Here is a 16,945-nt window from a genome sequence, read left to right on the forward strand (position 1 = left end):
ACGTCCCGGCCCGGCCCGCCCCGATGCGGTCCGGGCCGGCCGCCTTCCCAGCCCTCGGTGGTCGGGCGTCGCCACGGATGCCGGCGTACGGCCCGGGCCGCCAGCGGCCCTGCGGCTCGGGATGATGAACCGGACCGCGCGGTGGCGCCCGGCGCAATCCTCGAGGCGCCGTGTCTGCCCGACGCAGAATCCCTGGACAGCGCGTCGGGCCGGGGCCACGGTGGAACGATGCTCGAACGTGTCGCGGTCCTCTCCGACATCCATGGCGTGCTGCCCGCGCTGGAGGCCGTGCTGGCCGAGCCGGACGTGGCCGACGCCGACCTGATCGTGCTCACCGGCGACATCGCGGCCGGTCCGCAGCCGGTCGAGGTGCTGGACCTGCTCGCCGGGCTCGGCGACCGGGCATGCTGGGTCGGCGGCAACGCCGACCGGGAGCTGGTCGAGGCGCGGGCCGGCCGGAAGTCCCCGGTCGACGTCTCGAACTGGGCCGCCGAGCAGCTCCGCGGCGACCAGGTCGCCCGGCTGGCCGCGCTGCCGCCGGCCGTCACCCTGCCGATCGCCGGCCTCGGCCAGGTGCTGTTCTGCCACGCCACGCCCCGGGACGACGAGGAGGTCGTGCTGGTGGATTCGCGGCTGGAACGCTGGGCGGAGGTCTTCGCCGGGGTGCCGGCCGAGGTGGGCACGGTCATCTGCGGGCACACCCACATGCCGTTCACCCGGCTGGTCGACCGGCGGCTCGTGGTCAACCCGGGCAGCGTCGGCATGCCGTACGGCGGGGCGGGCGCCTGGTGGGCGCTGCTCGGCCCGGGCGTGCAGCTGCGCCGGACCGGGTACGACGTGGACGCCGCGTGCGCCCGGGTGGCCGCCGAGTCGACCTTCCCGGACGCCGCCGCCTGGGCCGACGAGTACCTGCGCTCCCGGCACAGCGACGCCGACGCCCTCGCCGTCTTCGGTCCCCGCGACGGCCGCTGACGCCACCGCTGGCCGGGCCCGCCACCGGCCCCCACCGGCCCAGGCGAGCGGACCCGGCCGAGCTGGTGGGCACGGCCGGTCCCGCGTCCACTCAGCGGTGGGTCAGATAGTCCCGGGCCACCTCGCGCAGGCGGGCGTGCACCCCGTCGTACGCGCTCACCCCACCGAGGTAGCGCTTGTCCACCTTGGCGACCATGGTGTAGTTCGGATCGCACACGTTCCCGACGGGTGCCTCACCGGCCTGGCTGATCAGCTGATACGCATCGAGCTGGTCCAGGCCGACCAGCTCGGCGGTCCAGGTGACCAGGTCGTGCTGGCTGATCCGGTAGGCGTCCTCGAGTGGGCGCGCCGAGCCGGTGCACATGAGGGCGTCGTCGGACTCCAGCCGCGGCCACGGAGTGCCCGCGGCCTTGATGACGTCCACCACGACGGTCGTGTTCATGGCTGCCTCGACGCCGGTGCCGCAGACCTCGCCGTGGCCCTGCCGGCAATGCCCGTCGCCGAGGGCGAACAGCGCTCCCGGCACGTTCACGCCGAAGTACGCGGTGACCCCGGCGCGCAACTCCGGGCTGTCCATGTTGCCGCCGTGCGCGTCCGGGGTGATCGTCATCCGCGCCTCGAAGGCACCCGGCGCCACCCCCGCCGTGCCGTGCATCGGGTCCAGCGGCAGCTCGACCGAATAGTCACCCCGCCGCGCCCGGTACGTCACCGTGCCGGCGGCGACGTCGACGTCGTACCGCCAGACCACCTCGTCGAGCGGCGGATGCAGGGTGGCGGTGGTGTGCGTGCCGGTGAGCGCACCGAAGTGCGGGAAGGTGGTCGACACCGCCCAGTCCCGGGCGGGCTCGATGGCGACGAAGTGGACGGCCAGGGTGTCCCCCGGCTCGGCGCCCTCCACGTGGATCGGTCCGGTCACCGGGTTGAGGTATGGGAACTCGCACACCTGCGAGGGCAGGTCGTCCACCCCGCGCACCCGGCCACCGAAGCAGTCCTCGGTGTACAGCTCGAGGATGGTGCCCGGGCGTACCCGGCGCACCGGCTCCCGCCCGCCGAAGGTGTAGGACAGCTCGTCCGGCTCGGGCCGGTACTTGACGACCTCGGTCACTGCGGCTCCTTGACGGGCTCGTCGGCGGGTTCGGGCGCGGCCTCGGCGAGAGCGGGGAGTTCGGGACGCCGGCCGATCGCGTAGAAGGTGATCAGCACGATCACCCCGATTCCCAGCCATACGAATCCGAGCACCTGCGCGGCGACCTTTGCGTTGATCACCACGTAGAAGAGGATCAAGAACCCGATCACCGGTACGACGAGGTGCCGCAGCCAGTCCCGGCTGCCGTTGCGGACGACGTAGTGCGTCACGACCGAGACGTGCAGCGCCAGGAACGCCGTCATCGCGCCGAAATTGATCAGAGTGGACAGCAGTGAGATGCCGTCGTCCCGGCTCGCCATGTAGAGACCCAGCGCCAGGGAGATGCCCGCCACCAGCAGGGTGGCGTTGGCCGGCACCTTGTGTCTCGCGTTGACCCGGGCCAGGAAGCGCGGCATCTGCCGGTCGCGGGCCATCGCGTACAGCAGGCGGGAGGTCGCGGCCTGGGCCACCAGCGAGTTGGCGAACCCCCAGGCGATCGCGGTGGCCAGGGCGGTCAGCCCGGCCAGCCAGCCGCCACCGGCGACACGGGCGGCGTCGTAGAACGCTGTGCCCTCGGGGTCGCCGCTGTCGAGCAGGCCGCCCGCGTCCGGTACGAGCATCGACGCGACCCACGTCTGCACGATGAACAGTGCGCCGGCCAGCAGCAGCGCCGCGACCATCGATCGGCCGATCCGACGCGCCTCCTCCCGGCTCTCCTCGGCCAGCATGGAGATGCCGTCGAAGCCGAGGAAGGACAGGACGGCGATGGACACCGCGCCGAACACCAGCGGCCAGGAGAACGTGTCCGGGTTGAACAGCGGCCGCAGCGAGAAGCCTTCACCCTTGCCCTGCGCCAGCGCCACCACTCCGACGACCAGGAAAATCGCCAGGATGATCAGCTCGGCGGCGAGCATGAAGCGGTTGACCCGGGCGGTCATCTGGATGCCGAGGTAGTTGACGATCGTGTTGAGCACGACGAAGGCGGCGAGCCACAGCCAGACCGGCACGGCGGGCACCAGGGAGTGCATCGCCACGCTGGCCACCAGGTAGAGCAGGCCGGGCACGAGAATGTAGTCGAGCAGGATCACCCAGCCGGCCAGGAAACCGACCGGCGGCGCGATGCCGCGCCCGGTGTACGTGTAGACCGATCCGGCCATCGGGAACGCACGGACCATCTGCGAGTACGACAGGGCGGTGAACATCATCGCGACCATGCCGATGAGGTAGGTCAGCGCCACCATGCCGCCGGAGCCGGCGTAGACGCTGCCGAAGATGCCGAAGGGGGCGATCGGCACCATGAAGATCAGTCCGTAGATGAGCAGGTCCGTGAAGCTGAGCGAGCGGCTCAGCTCCTGGCGGTAACCGAAACGTTCGACCTGGGCGGCCGTCGCGGCCGGGTCGGGAGGTTGGTTCAAGGCGCACCTCCTTGATGTTGTTGAGGCCGGACGCTAGCCCAGCGCCCGACGGACGGGAAGATCCATGTGCCGAGACTGAAAACATCGACAAAGCGCCCACCTCCCCGACCGTCGGACCAACAAAAGAATCAATCTTGACTGTTTGTTTCCCTTGGCGGGACGCTGTCCCCGTGCCCGTCGCACCGACCCGCGTCCCGCAGCAGGAGCGCAGCCGCGCCACCCAGGCCCGGCTGCTGGAGGCGACCGTCGCATGCCTGGTCGAGCACGGCTGGTCCGGCACCACCACGATCCTGGTGGCGGCCCGGGCCGGCGTCTCCCGGGGTGCTCAGCTGCACCACTACCCGACCAGGGCAGCCCTGGTCACCGCCGCCGTCGCCCACCTCACCGAACGCCGGGCGGCGGAGCTGCGTACCGAGGCCGAGGCGGTGCCGGCCGGCCCGCGCCGGCTCGACCGGGTGGTCGACCTGCTCGCCGCCGCCTTCACCGGGCCGCTCTTCGTCGCCGCCCTGGAGCTGTGGGTGGCCGCCCGGACCGACCCCGAGCTACGCGACGCCCTGGTGCCCCTCGAAGCCCGGGTCGGCCGGGAGATGCACCGGCTGACCGTCGAGCTGCTCGGGGTGGACGAGCGCCGGCCCGGCGTCAGGGAGGCGGTGCAGACCACCCTCGACCTGCTCCGCGGCCTCGGCGTGGCCAACCTGCTCAGCGACGACTCAGCCCGCCGTACCGCCCTGCTGCACACCTGGAAGCGCCAGCTCGCCGCGCTGCTCACGCCCGACGCCGGCCCGCCCGAAGCCGGCCCGCCGGACGCCGGCGCGGCGCCCGGGAGCGAGCGGCCCTGACCCCTGACCGGAGGCACCATGGTCGACCTGACAGCACTGCTCACGGATCTGGCCGCCGAGTCCGAGCAGCTCGACGCCCTCGTCGCCGCGCTGCCCCCGCAGGCGTGGGACCGGCCGACACCGGCTCCGGGCTGGACGGTCGCCCACCAGATCGCCCACCTGGCCTGGACCGACCACGTGGCCCACCTCGCCGCGACCGACGCCCCGGCGTTCTTCGCCACGGTCACGACCGCGCCGGACCCGTCCCGCCTGGTCGATGACGGCGCTGCCTCGTTCCTCGCCCCGCCGGCGGAGCTGCTGGCCCGCTGGCGGGACGGCCGGTCGGCACTCGCGGCGGCCCTGTCCGCCACCCCGTCCGGCGAGAAACTGCCCTGGTACGGCACCCGGATGTCGCCCGCCTCGATGGTCACCGCCCGGCTCATGGAGACCTGGGCGCACGGCGAGGACGTGGCCGACGCGCTCGGCGTCCAGCGCGCCCCGACCGCCCGGCTGCGGCACGTCGCGCACCTCGGTTTCCGTACCCTCGGGCACGGCTTCGCCACCCACGGCCGCGCGGTGCCGACGGCGCCGGTCCGGGTGGAGCTGATCGCACCTGCGAGCGCGAGGAGCGAGCTCGCAGGCCCCGCAACCGGGAGCGAAGACGGCCCGGGCAGTGACATCTGGGCGTTCGGGCCGGCCGACGCGGCGGACCGGGTCACCGGCCCGGCGCTCGACTTCTGCCTGCTCGTCACCCAGCGCCGGCACCGCGCCGACCTGGCCCTGATCGCCACCGGGCCGGTCGCCGACGAGTGGCTGGACGTGGCCCAGGCGTTCGCCGGCCCGCCCGGCGCCAAGCGGGACACCGCCGGCAGCGGGGTGACCGCGTGAACGCTCTGCGGGTCGGCAATGCCTCCGGCTTCTACGGCGACCGCCTCTCCGCCTGGCGGGAGATGCTCGACGGCGGCGCGCTGGACGTGCTGACCGGCGACTACCTGGCCGAGCTCACCATGCTGATCCTCGGCCGGGACCGGCTACGCGACCCCGCCCTCGGCTACGCGAAGACCTTCCTCCACCAGCTGGAGGGCTGCCTCGGCACCGCGCTGGACGGCGGGGTGAAGCTGGTGACCAACGCCGGCGGGCTCAACCCGGCCGGCCTGGCCGCCGCGATCACCGCGCTCGCCGACCGGCTCGGCCTCCGCGTCCGGATCGGATACGTCGAGGGCGACGCGCTCGCCCGGCCGGACGCCCTGACCGCCAACGCGTACCTGGGGGCGTTCGGGATCGCGGCCTGCCTCGACGCGGGGGCGGACGTCGTGGTGACCGGCCGGGTCACCGACGCCTCGCTGGCGGTCGGCCCGGCCATCGCCCGCTTCGGCTGGGGCCGGGACGACCTGGACGCGCTGGCCGGGGCCACCGTCGCCGGGCACCTGATCGAGTGCGGAGCGCAGGTCACGGGCGGCAACTTCAGCTTCTTCACCGAGCTTCCCGACGGCGGCCACCGTCCGGGCTTCCCGATCACCGAGATCCACCCGGACGGCTCCTCGGTGCTCACCAAGCACCCCGGCACCGGGGGCGCGGTCACCGCCGAGACGGTCACCGCCCAGCTGTTGTACGAGGTGGGCGGTCCGGCGTACCTCGGGCCGGACGTGGTGACCCGGCTGGACACGGTGCGGCTCAGCCCGGACGGTCCGGACCGGGTACGGGTCAGCGGCGTCCGGGGCACGCCCCCGCCGCCGGCCCTCAAGGTGGGCGTCAACAACCTGGGCGGCTTCCGCAACTCGATGACGTTCGTGCTCTGCGGGCTGGACATCCCGGCCAAGGCGGCCCTGGTCCGGGCCCAACTTGAGGAGGCGGTCGGCAAGGAGGGGCTGGAGTTCGTGCTGGCCCGGACCGACCACCCGGACGCCGCCGACACCGAGGCGGCGAGCGCGCTCCTGCACGTACACCTGCGGGACCGCGACCGGGCGCGGGCCGGGCGGGCCTTCTCGGCGGCCGCCGTGGAGCTGGCGCTGGCCTCCTACCCGGGCTGCACGCTGACCACCCTGCCCGGTGAAGCGGCGCCCTACGGCGTGTTCGCCGCCGACACCGTGCCGCAGGACGCGGTCGCGCACGTGGCGGTGCTGCCCGACGGGGTACGCGTGCCGATCGCCCCGCCGCCCCGGACGACGACCACGCCGGAGGCCGCGCAGCCGCACCGGTACGGAACCCCGGCGATGCCCGCGCCCGGGCCGGACACCGGGGACGGGCGGTCCGCGGGCCCGACCCGGCGGGCGGCCCTCGGCGAACTGGTGGGCGCCCGGTCCGGGGACAAGGGCGGCGACGCCAACGTGGGCGTCTGGGCCCGAACGGACGCGACCTGGGTCTGGCTGCGCGGCTGGCTCACCGTCGAACGGCTGGCCGAGCTGCTGCCGGAGACCGCCCCGCTGACCGTCGAGCGGTACGAGCTGCCCAACCTGCGCGCGGTCAACTTCGTCATCCGAGGGCTGCTCGGGGCGGGGGTGGCCGCTTCCACCCGGTTCGACCCGCAGGCCAAGGCGCTCGGCGAGCTGCTCCGCTCCCGGGTGGTCGACCTGCCGGCGGACCTGCCCGCCGGCCAGCCCGTCGAGGAGGGACTGCGATGACCATCGTGGACACCCCCGAACGCCGCCAGCTCCGCGAGCTGACCCGGGCCTTCGTGACGAAGGAGGTCCTGCCGTATCTCGACGACTGGGAGCGGGCCGGCGAGGTGCCCCGGTCGCTGCACGAGACCGCCGCGAAGATCGGGCTGCTCGGCATCGGCTTCCCCGAAAAGGTCGGCGGCAGCGGCGGTGACCTGCTCGACTCGATCGTGGTCACCGAGGAGATCATCCGCTCGGGCGGTTCGTCCGGGCTGGTCGCGGCCCTGTTCACGCACGGCATCGCGCTGCCGCACATCGTCGCCGCCTGCGGCGGCACGGCAGGCTCGGGCGCCGCCGGGCCGCAGCATCTCATCGACCGGTACGTCCGGCCGACCCTGGCCGGGACGATGATCGGCGCGCTGGCGATCACCGAGCCGGACGGCGGCTCCGACGTGGCGGGCATCCGCACCTTCGCCCGCCTCGACGGCGACCACTATGTGGTGAACGGATCGAAGACCTACGTCACCAGCGGGCTCCGGGCGGACTTCGTGACCACCGCCGTCTGCACCGTGCTCCCGGGCTCCGGCGCGCTCAGCCTGCTGGTGATCGAGAAGGGTACGCCGGGCTTCACGGTCGGCCGGCGGCTGGAGAAGCTGGGCTGGCACTGCTCGGACACCGCCGAGCTGTCCTTCATGGACGTCCGGGTGCCGGTGGCGAACCGGATCGGCCCGGAGGACACCGGCTTCCTGGCGATCATGCAGCACTTCGCCACCGAGCGGCTGTCGCTGGCCACCCAGGCGTACGCGACCGCGCAGCGCTGCGTCGATCTGGCCGTGAAGTGGTGCCGGGACCGGTCCACGTTCGGCCGGCCGCTGGCCGGCCGGCAGCTGATCCGGCACCGGCTGGCCGAGATGCACACCCGGGCCGAAGCGGCACGGGCGTACGTCCACGATGTCGCCGCCCGGGTGGCCGGGGGTCAGCCGGTGGTGACCGAGGTGGCGATGGCGAAGAACGTGGCGGTGGCCGCCTGCGACCACGTCGTCGACGCGGCGCTGCAGCTGCACGGCGGCTTCGGCTACCTGCGGGACGCCGAGGTGGAACGGCACTACCGGGACGCCCGGATCCTCGGTATCGGCGGCGGCACCACGGAGATCATGAACGAGATCATCGCGAAGGGGATGGGCCTGTGACCACCCTCGGCAGCGCGCTCGACCCGTCCTCGCCGGCCTGTCAGGCCAACCGCGAGGCCATGCTGGCCCACCTCGCCGAGCTGGATGCCGCCCTCGACCAGGCCCGCGCGGGTGGCGGCGAGAAGTACGTGACCCGACACCACGAGCGCGGCAAACTGCTCCCCCGGGAGCGGATCGAGCTGCTGCTCGACCCGGACAGCCCGTTCCTGGAGCTGTCGCCGGTGGCCGCGTACGGCACCGACTTCCCGGTCGGGGCCAGCCTGGTGACCGGCATCGGGGTGGTCGAGGGTGTGGAGTGCCTCGTCGTCGCCAACGACCCGACGGTACGCGGCGGCGCGGTGAACCCCTGGTCGCTCGCGAAGACCCGGCGGGCCGGCGAGATCGCCCTGGCCAACCGGCTGCCGATGGTCAACCTGGTCGAGTCGGCGGGGGCGGACCTGCCCACCCAGGCGGAGATCTTCATCCCGGGCGGCCGGGTGTTCCGCGACCTGACCCGGCTCTCCGCGGCGAAGATCCCCACGGTCAGCGTGGTGTTCGGCAACGCCACCGCCGGCGGGGCGTACGTGCCGGGCATGTCCGACTTCACCATCATGATCCGGGGCCGCTCGCAGGTCTACCTGGCCGGGCCACCGCTGGTGAAGATGGCCACCGGCGAGGTCACCGACGACGAGTCGCTGGGCGGGGCGACCATGCACGCCACCACGTCCGGCCTGGCCGACTTCCTCGCCGAGGACGAACGGGACGGCATCCGGCTGGCCCGGCAGTGCGTACGCCGGTTCAACTGGCGCAAGCAGGGGCCGCCGCCGCGCACCGCGCGCCCGCGGCCCCCCAGCTACGACCCCGAGGAGCTGCTCGCCATCGCCGGCGCCGACCTCAAGGTGCCGTTCGACCCCCGCGAGGTGCTGGCCCGGGTGCTGGACGGCAGCGAGTTCGACGAGTTCAAGCCCAGTTACGGCACCGCGCTGGTCACCGGCTGGGGCGAGCTGCACGGATATCCGGTCGGCGTGCTCGCCAACGCCCGTGGCGTGCTGTTCAGCGAGGAGGCGCAGAAGGCCACCCAGTTCATCCAGCTCGCCAACGCCGCCGACACCCCGCTGGTCTTCCTGCAGAACACCACCGGCTACATGGTCGGCACCGAGTACGAGCAGCGCGGCATCATCAAGCACGGCGCTCTGATGATCAACGCGGTGTCGAACTCGACCGTGCCGCACCTGACGGTCAACCTGGGCGCCTCGTACGGTGCCGGCAACTACGGCATGTGCGGCCGGGCGTACGAGCCGAGGTTCCTGTTCACCTGGCCGAACGCGAAGTCGGCGGTGATGGGCCCGGCGCAGCTCGCCGGGGTGCTCTCCATCGTTGCCCGGCAGGCCGCCGCCGCCCGGGGGCGCGAGTACGACGAGGACTCCGACGCCGCGATGCGGACGATGGTCGAGCAGCAGATCGAGTCCCAGTCCGGGGCGCTCTTCCTCTCCGGCCGGCTCTACGACGACGGGGTGATCGACCCCCGGGACACCCGTACCGTCCTCGGGCTCTGCCTGTCGGCGATCCACAACGGACCGGTGAGGGGCGCCGACGGCTTCGGCGTCTTCCGGATGTAGGGGGCGCGCATGATCCGGAGACTGCTGGTCGCCAACCGGGGGGAGATCGCCCGCCGGATCTTCGCCACCTGCCGCGGGCTCGGCGTCGAGACGGTCGCCGTGCACTCCGACGCGGACCGCGACGCGCCCTTCGTCGCCGAGGCCGACCTGGCCGTACGCCTGCCCGGGAACACGCCGGCCGAGACGTACCTGCGGATCGAGGAGATCCTGGCGGCGGCCCGCCGGGCGGGCGCGGACGCCGTCCACCCGGGCTACGGCTTCCTCGCCGAGAACGCGGAGTTCGCCGCGGCGGTGGCCGACGCCGGGCTGACCTGGGTCGGCCCGAAGGCCAAGGCGATCGCCGCGATGGGCGACAAGTCGGCGGCGAAGGCGCTGCTCGCCGACGCGGGCGTACCGGTGCTGCCGACCTGGATCGACGGCGACCAGGTCACTGGCTTCCCGGTGCTGGTCAAGGCGTCCGCGGGCGGCGGTGGGCGGGGCATGCGGATCGTCCGCGACGCCGCCGGGCTCGCCGAGGCCGTCGCCTCCGCGCGCCGCGAAGCCGCCGTCGCGTTCGGCGACGGCACGGTCTTCATCGAGCCGTACGTCGAGCGTGGCCGGCACGTCGAGGTGCAGATATTCGGCGACACCCACGGCATGGTGGTGGCCCTGGGCGAGCGTGACTGCTCGATCCAGCGCCGGCACCAGAAGATCGTCGAGGAGGCACCCGCGGTCATGGAACCCGAGCTGCGGGCCCGCCTGCACGCGGCGGCGGTCGCCGCGGGCCGGGCGGTCGAATACGTCGGGGCCGGGACGGTGGAGTTCCTGCTCACCCCGGCCGGGGAGTTCTTCTTCCTGGAGATGAACACCCGCCTCCAGGTGGAGCACCCGGTCACCGAGGCGGTCAGCGGGCTGGACCTGGTCCGGCTGCAACTCCTCGTCGCCGAGGGCGAGCCGCTGCCGCTGGCGGCGGCCCCGCCGACCGACGGCCACGCGATCGAGGTACGCCTCTGTGCCGAGGACCCCGCTCAGGGCTTCCGCCCGGCGACCGGAGTCCTGCACCGGTTCGCGGTGCCCGGGGTGTCCGGCGAGTTCGCCCCCACGCGGGGCCTGCGGCTGGACTCCGGCGTCACCGACGGCTCGACGGTGAGCGTGCACTACGACTCGATGCTGGCCAAGCTGGTCGCCTGGGCGCCCACCCGTGCCGAGGCGGCCCGGGCCCTGGCGGGCGCGCTGGCCCGAGCCGAGCTGCACGGCGTCGCCACCAACCGGGACCTGCTGGTCCGGGTGCTGCGGAGCCGGGAGTTCGGCGCGGTGGAGGTCGACACCGGCTTCCTCGACCGGCACCCGGACGTCTTCGTCCCGCTGCTCCCGGCCGACCAGCTCCCCGTGGTCGCACTCGCGGCGGCGCTGGCCTCGGCGGCCGGGCGGCGGGCCGAGGTGAGAGTGCTCGCCGCGGTGCCGTCCGGCTGGCGCAACGTGCCCGCCTACCCGCAGGTCAGCAGGTTCACCGCGCCGGACGGCGGGGAGATCGAAGTCCGCTACCGCCTCGACCGGACCGGCCGGCTGGCCGAGTGGTCCACAGCCGGGCGCGCCGGCGGGGCCGCCCCGGCGGCCGCCCCCGACGCGCTGGCCGGCATGGACGCCGACGGCACTCCGGACGGTCAGCCGCCGGCGGTGACCCTGGTCGAGGCCGCGCCGGACCGGGTGGTGCTCGACGTGGCCGGGGTGCGGCGGGCGTTCCGCGTACACCGGGTGGGCCCGGAGGTCTTCGTGGACGGCCCGGACGGGGCGGCGGCCCTCACCGAGCTGCCCCGGTTCCCGCTGCCCACCGCGGAGCTGGCGGTCGGGTCGCTGCTCGCGCCGCTGCCGGGCGCGGTGGCCCGGGTGCACGTGGCGGTCGGCCAGCGGGTCGCCGCCGGGGACCTGCTGCTGACCCTCGAAGCGATGAAGCTCGAACACCCCGTGCTCGCCCCGGCCGACGGCGTGGTCGCCGAGCTGCCGGTGCCGGCCGGTGGCCAGGTCGACACCGGCACCGTGCTGGCCGTGGTGGACCCCGAGGAGGACAACCGATGAACTTCGACCTCACTCCCGAACAGGACCAGCTCCGGGACGCCGTCCGGGCGCTGGGCCGCCGGTACGGCCACTCCTACTTCGTCGAGAAGGCCAAGGCCGGCGAGCACACCACCGAGCTGTGGCACGAGGCCGGCCGGCTCGGCTACCTCGGTGTCAACATTCCCACCGAGTACGGCGGCGGGGGCGGCGGCATCACCGAGCTGGCCATCGTGAGCGAGGAACTGGCGGCGGCCGGCTGCCCGCTGCTGCTGCTCGTGGTCTCCCCCGCCATCGCCGCCACCGTGATCAACAAGCACGGCACCGACGAGCAGCGCAAGCGCCACCTGCCCGGCCTGGCCGACGGCTCCCAGAAGATCGTCTTCGCGATCACCGAGCCGGAGGCCGGCTCGAACTTCCACCGGCTCGGCACGGTGGCCCGCCGGGATGGCGCCGACTGGCTGCTCTCCGGCCGCAAGTGCTACATCTCCGGCGTCGACCAGGCGCGGCACGTCCTCGTCGTCGCCCGCACCGAGGACGCCTCGACCGGCAAGCTGAAGCCAGCACTGTTCATCGTGCCGACCGACGCACCGGGGCTGACCCGGTCCAAGCTGGCCATGGAGATCCTGTCTCCGGAGAACCAGTTCCTGCTCTACCTGGACGAGGTCCGGCTCCCCGGCGACGCGCTCGTCGGCGAGTCCCTCGAGGCCGGGCTGCCGGCGCTCTTCTCCGGCCTCAACCCGGAGCGGATCACGGTGGCCGCGATGGGGGCCGGCACCGGCCGGTACGCGATCGAGCGCGCCTCGGCGTACACCGCCACCCGGAAGGTGTGGGGCGGCCGGACCATCGGCTCCCACCAGGGCATCGCCCACCCGCTCGCCCACGCGGCGGTCCAGGTGGAACTGGCCCGCCTGATGATCTACAAGGCGGCCACGCTCTACGACGCGGGCCGCGACCTGGAGGCCGGCGTGTCCGGCAACATGGCCAAGTACGCGGCCGGTGAGGCCGCCGCGCTCGCCGTGGACACCGCCGTGCAGGCGCTCGGTGGTGCCGGCATGACCACCGATTACGGCGTGGCCACGTTGCTCGGCGCCGTGCGGGCCGGCCGGATCGCCCCGGTCAGCCGGGAGATGATCCTCAACTTCGTCGCCCAGCACGTCCTGAACCAGGCCAAGTCGTACTGAGCCGCCCGGCGTCCGATCAAGCTACCGGGTGCGCTGCTACACCACCGCGTTCGGCTGACGGCCGGGTACGACGGGCGATCGTGCGCCCGCCGTACCCCAGGTCCGTCAGCGGCTCACGAGGTGGGCAGCTTGTCGAACTTCTCCCACGGGCCGATCGCGGTCCGGTTGGCGATCAGCGGCTTGGCGCCCCCGCTCTCCGCCACCACGTACCTGCCGTTGGCGTTGGCCCGGAGGCTGATGGTGCCGTCCGAATTGTTGATGACCGTGAACTTCTCCCACGGGCCGATCGCGGTCCGGTTGGCGATCAGCGGCTTGGCGCCCGCACTCTCCGCCACCACGTACTTACCGTTGACCCGCGAGCGGAGCGCGACGAATCCGCCGCCCGCATCGACCACGTCGAACTGCTCCCACAGCCCGATCGCGGTCCGGTTGGCGATCAGCGGCTTGGCTCCGGCGCTCTCGGCCGAGACATAGCGGCTGTTGACGCGGGCGCGGAAGGCGACCGGTGCCGCGACCGCCGGAGCGCCGGTGAGCCGGGCGAGAGCGGCGTAGTCGCCGTTGAACACGTTCTGGCTGTAGTTCGCGGGCTGGCTGGGGTCACCGGCTGCGTACTGCCAGATGCTCTCCGTCGTCCAGCCGGCCGGCAGTGGCGGACGGGTGGCCGTGTAGCCGGCGATGTCCAGCGGGTGATCGCCGAAGGACGCGTTGTTACCGGTGCACGGGTTCCAGAAGTTGGTGTTGGTGTAGATCATCGGCACTCGGCCGATGCGTGTCTTGACCTGGTTGCTGAAGGCCCGGATCCAGCTGGCGAACTCGGTCGTGGTCAACCCGTAGCAGGTCGGCGCGCCACTCCAGTACGGCCACTCGATGTCCACCATGGGCACCAGCGTCTGGCTGTCCTTGGCGAACTGCGCGTTGTCGATGAAGTAGTTCGCCTCGGTGACCGGGTCACGGCTGTCCGGGCGCGCGAAGTGGTAGGCACCGACGAGCAGCCCGGCCGCCTTGGCCGCCCGGTAGTCCTCGGCGAAGTAGGGGTTGAGGTAGGTCCGCCCCTCGGTCGCCTTGACGTACGCGAACTTGTACCCCTTCGCCGCCACGGCCGGCCAGTCGATCGGGCCGAGGTTGTGGTCGTGGCTGGAGACGTCGATGCCCTGGATCGTGTAGCCGGGCGGGACGGTGGCGTTCGCGGAGAACGAACTCGTGCGTGCGCCGGGCTTGACGCCGGCGTTCGCCCAGCCGCCGCCGTCGGGAGTGGACTCTGCCGCATTCACCGGTTGAGACGTGCCGATCGCGGTGCCGAGAGCCAGCCCGGCAGAAATCAGCACAGAGATCCATCTTCTTGACATGATCTGTCGCGAATCTCCTTGCTCGGGAATCGATGACCGCCGGTCGCGGATCGCGGATCACGGCGGTGAAACGCACATCGCCTTCGGCCCAGGAGATCGGCCGGAACGGGGTGCGGTCGTACTCTAACCCGACAAAGTGCCTGCGCGGTGTCCCGGAACGGGCCCGCGCCCCACTCGATCCCGGTGCACCAGGACGGTGTCGGCCGCCCGCCAATCGGATCCGACGGTTGACAGGTGGCCGGCCTGGGTCATGCTTGTCGGGTGAGTTCGTTCCCGAAGCCCGATGCGCGGGCGAAGGCCGTCGTCGCGTCGCTGGCGGCGGTGGCGGCACTGGTGACCCTCGTGGTCTGGCAGCCCGAGGGCATCCTTTCGGTGGTCCTGGCGCTGGTCTGCGTCCTGTTCGGGATGATCGCCGGGGTGATGGTGACCGACGCCCGGCAGGCCCGGGACGGCAGCGCGCCCGCCGGGGACCCGCCGGTGCCCGGCGGATCCTCGGTGGACGCCGACACGCTGGAGGCGCTGGATCCCCGGGCGGTCCGAAACCTACGGACGCCGGGCGGCTACGGCGTGGACGCCGACACGCTGGAGGCGATCGATCCACGGGCGGTCCGCCAGCAGCGGACGGCGCAGCGGCTCAGCGACCGGTGATGGTCGGCACGGCGAGCGCGTCAACGCCCCGCCCGGCCAGGCAGCGGTAGCTGCCGTCCACGTCCCGCCCGGACGGTGGCAGCACCTCCAGGTTCCATCCGGCCTCCTCCCCGATGCCGCTGACGAGCCGGAACGTGCGGACGTTGCAGACCTCCTGGACGGTCGGATCGGCGATCACCGCGGCGTGACCCGCCCCGACCAGTGTCGTGGGCAGATCGCCCACGGCGTACGTCTCCCAGGTGTGCCGGCCGTCGCACGGCACCCGGGTCGCCTCGGCCCGGTCGCTGCGCAGCCGTACCGGCCCGAAGCACTCCAGCTCGGACGCGCAGCGGGCACCCGTCGGCAGGCGTACGCTCCCGGCCGCGCAGCCCGGCGTGGCTCCCGCGGTCGGGTGGACGACCCCGGTGGCCACCGACGTCGGCGGCTCCGTGGCCGGCGAGCCGGCGGCGAGCCAGGCTCCCGCGCCTGCGGAGGCGGCCAGTGCGAGCACCCCCGCGCCGCCGAAGAACCAGCGACGCGGCCACCACCGGCCGGACCCGGGCACGATCGTCCCGGCGTCCTCCGTCGACGGGCGCGGGGTCGGCTGACCCGTCCGGCCCGCGGGGTACGGCCCGCCCGTGCCCGGGCCACCGCTGATCGGGGCAGGGTACGGCACGCCGCTGATCGGAGCGGCCGGGTCGAGCGGGAGCGCGGCGAGCATGCCGCGCAGCTCGACGGCGGACGGCCGCTCCCCCGGGTCGTTGGACATGCCGAGCCGCAGCACGTCGATCAGCTCGTCGGGCACGCCGGGCAGGCCGGGGATCGGCTGCTGGAACATCTCCAGCACGGTGACCAGGCTCGGGTTACGCTCCGACTGCCACCGTGGCGGCCGGCCGTACATCAACGCGTACAGGGTGGCGCAGAGGGCGTAGACGTCGACCGCCGGCGTGGGCGGGCTGTGGTTGAACATCTCCGGCGGCGCGTACGCCGGGGTGAGCACCTCCAGGGTGACCGAGGCGTCCCGCACCTCGGCCAGCACCGCCAGCCCGAAGTCGGCCAGCACCGCCGGGTTGAAGTGGGAGTAGAGGATGTTCGCCGGCTTGACGTCCCGGTGCAGCACCCCGGCCGCGTGCGAGTGGGCGAGCGCGTCGGCGATCTTGACGCCGAGGTCGCGGGCCTCCAGCGGGCCCAGCGGTGACGTACGCATCCGCTCCGCGTACGAGCCGTCGCAGAGCTCCATGATCAGATAGGGATGCTGGTCGACGGTGACGCCGACGTCGAAGAGGTCGACCACGTGCGGGTGGGAGGACATCTTGCCGGCGGCCCGCGCCTCGCGCAGGAAGCGCGCCTGGTCCCGTTCGCTGTCCAGCGTGCGGTTCTCCACCTTGACCGCGACCTCGCGCCCGACCGAGATCTGCGTGGCCCGGTAGACGGTGGCGTAGCCGCCCCGGGCAAAGACCTCCAAATCGGCCAGGCCGGGCACGATGGGCAGCCGCAGGGCACCGGGCGGGGTCTCGGTCACGGCTCGAAAATACCCAACGATTCTGATCGCTCAGTGCACCGCGTCGGCGGCCGGCACCGGGCCGGGGCCCGCGGACGGGTCGTCCGACGGCTCCGCGACGGCCGGCCGGCGAGCGTCCCACCAGAGAGCGACGGCCGTCGCGGCCGCGCCCAGCCCCTCCCAGGCCGCCACCGAGAAGAACCGGCCCGGGGCCACCTCGGAGAGCACCGCGATGCTGAAGACGATGAACGTGACCAGCCGGAACCAGACCGTGAAGCGGTAGAACGGCCGCCACTCGGTGGCGACGGCGAGGAGGTAGTAGACCCCCATGTTGAACGAGGCCATCGAGGACGCGGTGAGGAACGTGCCGGTGTAGTCGCCCGGGGCCCGCACGGCCGGCACCTCGAAGCCGAGCATACGGAGCTGCGCCTCCGGCCAGATCAACCCGAGCGCGCCGAGCAGCAGCGCCAGAACCCCGAAGACCGCCATCGTCCAGCCGGCACTCGAGCGCGGCAGCCTCATCGTTCCTCCCCAGGGCGA

14 protein-coding genes are annotated in these 16,945 nt (G+C 73.1%); 9 read left to right on the top strand and 5 right to left on the bottom strand.

Annotated elements, in window-relative coordinates; translation table 11 throughout:
• Positions 1–228: 228 nt before the first annotated feature.
• A complete protein-coding gene (locus tag ACNAVT_RS18475) occupies positions 229–972 on the top strand; it encodes a metallophosphoesterase family protein (protein WP_416297827.1) in 744 nt (247 codons plus the stop codon).
• A 91-nt stretch (positions 973–1,063) separates the two neighbouring features.
• On the opposite strand, the gene ACNAVT_RS18480 is transcribed toward ACNAVT_RS18475, so the two are convergent.
• Positions 1,064–2,077 (bottom strand): acetamidase/formamidase family protein, encoded by a 1,014-nt coding sequence (locus ACNAVT_RS18480; RefSeq protein ID WP_416297828.1) that lies wholly within the window; start codon positions 2,075–2,077, stop codon positions 1,064–1,066.
• Positions 2,074–3,513 carry an APC family permease gene (locus ACNAVT_RS18485; RefSeq protein WP_416297830.1) on the bottom strand — a complete coding sequence of 480 codons (1,440 nt, stop codon included), beginning with the start codon at positions 3,511–3,513 and terminating at the stop codon, positions 2,074–2,076. The genes ACNAVT_RS18480 and ACNAVT_RS18485 overlap by 4 nt, the downstream gene beginning before the upstream one ends.
• Positions 3,514–3,683: 170 nt before the next feature.
• Between ACNAVT_RS18485 and ACNAVT_RS18490 the strand changes: the two genes are divergently transcribed.
• Genes ACNAVT_RS18490 through ACNAVT_RS18520 form a run of 7 tightly spaced genes read left to right on the top strand, consistent with a single transcriptional unit; the run spans position 3,684 to position 12,931 of the window.
• Positions 3,684–4,352 (top strand): TetR/AcrR family transcriptional regulator, encoded by a 669-nt coding sequence (locus tag ACNAVT_RS18490; protein ID WP_416297832.1) that lies wholly within the window; start codon positions 3,684–3,686, stop codon positions 4,350–4,352.
• Between the two features lie 18 nt (positions 4,353–4,370).
• A complete protein-coding gene (locus ACNAVT_RS18495) occupies positions 4,371–5,219 on the top strand; it encodes a TIGR03084 family metal-binding protein (RefSeq protein WP_416297834.1) in 849 nt (282 codons plus the stop codon).
• Positions 5,216–6,952, top strand: coding sequence for an acyclic terpene utilization AtuA family protein (locus ACNAVT_RS18500; RefSeq protein ID WP_416297836.1), 1,737 nt, complete (start codon positions 5,216–5,218; stop codon positions 6,950–6,952). The genes ACNAVT_RS18495 and ACNAVT_RS18500 overlap by 4 nt, the downstream gene beginning before the upstream one ends.
• Positions 6,949–8,118 carry an acyl-CoA dehydrogenase family protein gene (locus tag ACNAVT_RS18505; RefSeq protein WP_416297838.1) on the top strand — a complete coding sequence of 390 codons (1,170 nt, stop codon included), beginning with the start codon at positions 6,949–6,951 and terminating at the stop codon, positions 8,116–8,118. Before ACNAVT_RS18500 ends, ACNAVT_RS18505 begins: the two co-directional genes overlap by 4 nt.
• The gene (locus ACNAVT_RS18510; RefSeq protein ID WP_416297839.1) at positions 8,115–9,716 is read left to right on the top strand and encodes an acyl-CoA carboxylase subunit beta; all 1,602 of its coding nucleotides are present in this window, start codon (positions 8,115–8,117) and stop codon (positions 9,714–9,716) included. The genes ACNAVT_RS18505 and ACNAVT_RS18510 overlap by 4 nt, the downstream gene beginning before the upstream one ends.
• 9 nt (positions 9,717–9,725) lie before the next feature.
• Complete coding sequence (locus ACNAVT_RS18515) at positions 9,726–11,771, top strand: biotin carboxylase N-terminal domain-containing protein (RefSeq protein ID WP_416297841.1); 2,046 nt, start codon at positions 9,726–9,728, stop codon at positions 11,769–11,771.
• Entirely contained in the window at positions 11,768–12,931 is a 1,164-nt protein-coding gene (locus ACNAVT_RS18520) for an acyl-CoA dehydrogenase family protein (RefSeq protein WP_416297843.1), read from the top strand. The genes ACNAVT_RS18515 and ACNAVT_RS18520 overlap by 4 nt, the downstream gene beginning before the upstream one ends.
• 113 nt (positions 12,932–13,044) lie before the next feature.
• Here the strand turns inward: ACNAVT_RS18520 and ACNAVT_RS18525 are convergent, their stop codons facing one another.
• Complete coding sequence (locus ACNAVT_RS18525; protein WP_416297845.1) at positions 13,045–14,256, bottom strand: GH25 family lysozyme; 1,212 nt, start codon at positions 14,254–14,256, stop codon at positions 13,045–13,047.
• Between the two features lie 282 nt (positions 14,257–14,538).
• Between ACNAVT_RS18525 and ACNAVT_RS18530 the strand changes: the two genes are divergently transcribed.
• Positions 14,539–14,925 carry a hypothetical protein gene (locus ACNAVT_RS18530; protein ID WP_416297846.1) on the top strand — a complete coding sequence of 129 codons (387 nt, stop codon included), beginning with the start codon at positions 14,539–14,541 and terminating at the stop codon, positions 14,923–14,925.
• On the opposite strand, the gene ACNAVT_RS18535 is transcribed toward ACNAVT_RS18530, so the two are convergent.
• Together ACNAVT_RS18535 and ACNAVT_RS18540 are read right to left on the bottom strand one after the other, a co-directional pair.
• The gene (locus ACNAVT_RS18535; RefSeq protein ID WP_416297848.1) at positions 14,912–16,426 is read right to left on the bottom strand and encodes a serine/threonine-protein kinase; all 1,515 of its coding nucleotides are present in this window, start codon (positions 16,424–16,426) and stop codon (positions 14,912–14,914) included. The genes ACNAVT_RS18530 and ACNAVT_RS18535 overlap by 14 nt on opposite strands.
• A gap of 30 nt (positions 16,427–16,456) precedes the next feature.
• On the bottom strand, positions 16,457–16,927 hold the full coding sequence (locus tag ACNAVT_RS18540) for a hypothetical protein (RefSeq protein WP_416297850.1): 471 nt from the start codon (positions 16,925–16,927) through the stop codon (positions 16,457–16,459).
• Positions 16,928–16,945: the final 18 nt, after the last annotated feature.

Origin of the sequence: Micromonospora sp. SL4-19, assembly GCF_047921475.1 — a bacterium.
Lineage (GTDB): Bacteria > Actinomycetota > Actinomycetes > Mycobacteriales > Micromonosporaceae > Micromonospora.

Coding starts and splice junctions, on each gene's coding strand:
- ACNAVT_RS18475 (WP_416297827.1), top strand. CDS start 229: ATGCTCGAACGTGTCGCGGTCCTCTCCGACATCCATGGCGTGCTGCCC.
- ACNAVT_RS18540 (WP_416297850.1), bottom strand. CDS start 16,927: ATGAGGCTGCCGCGCTCGAGTGCCGGCTGGACGATGGCGGTCTTCGGG.
- ACNAVT_RS18505 (WP_416297838.1), top strand. CDS start 6,949: ATGACCATCGTGGACACCCCCGAACGCCGCCAGCTCCGCGAGCTGACC.
- ACNAVT_RS18520 (WP_416297843.1), top strand. CDS start 11,768: ATGAACTTCGACCTCACTCCCGAACAGGACCAGCTCCGGGACGCCGTC.
- ACNAVT_RS18515 (WP_416297841.1), top strand. CDS start 9,726: ATGATCCGGAGACTGCTGGTCGCCAACCGGGGGGAGATCGCCCGCCGG.
- ACNAVT_RS18495 (WP_416297834.1), top strand. CDS start 4,371: ATGGTCGACCTGACAGCACTGCTCACGGATCTGGCCGCCGAGTCCGAG.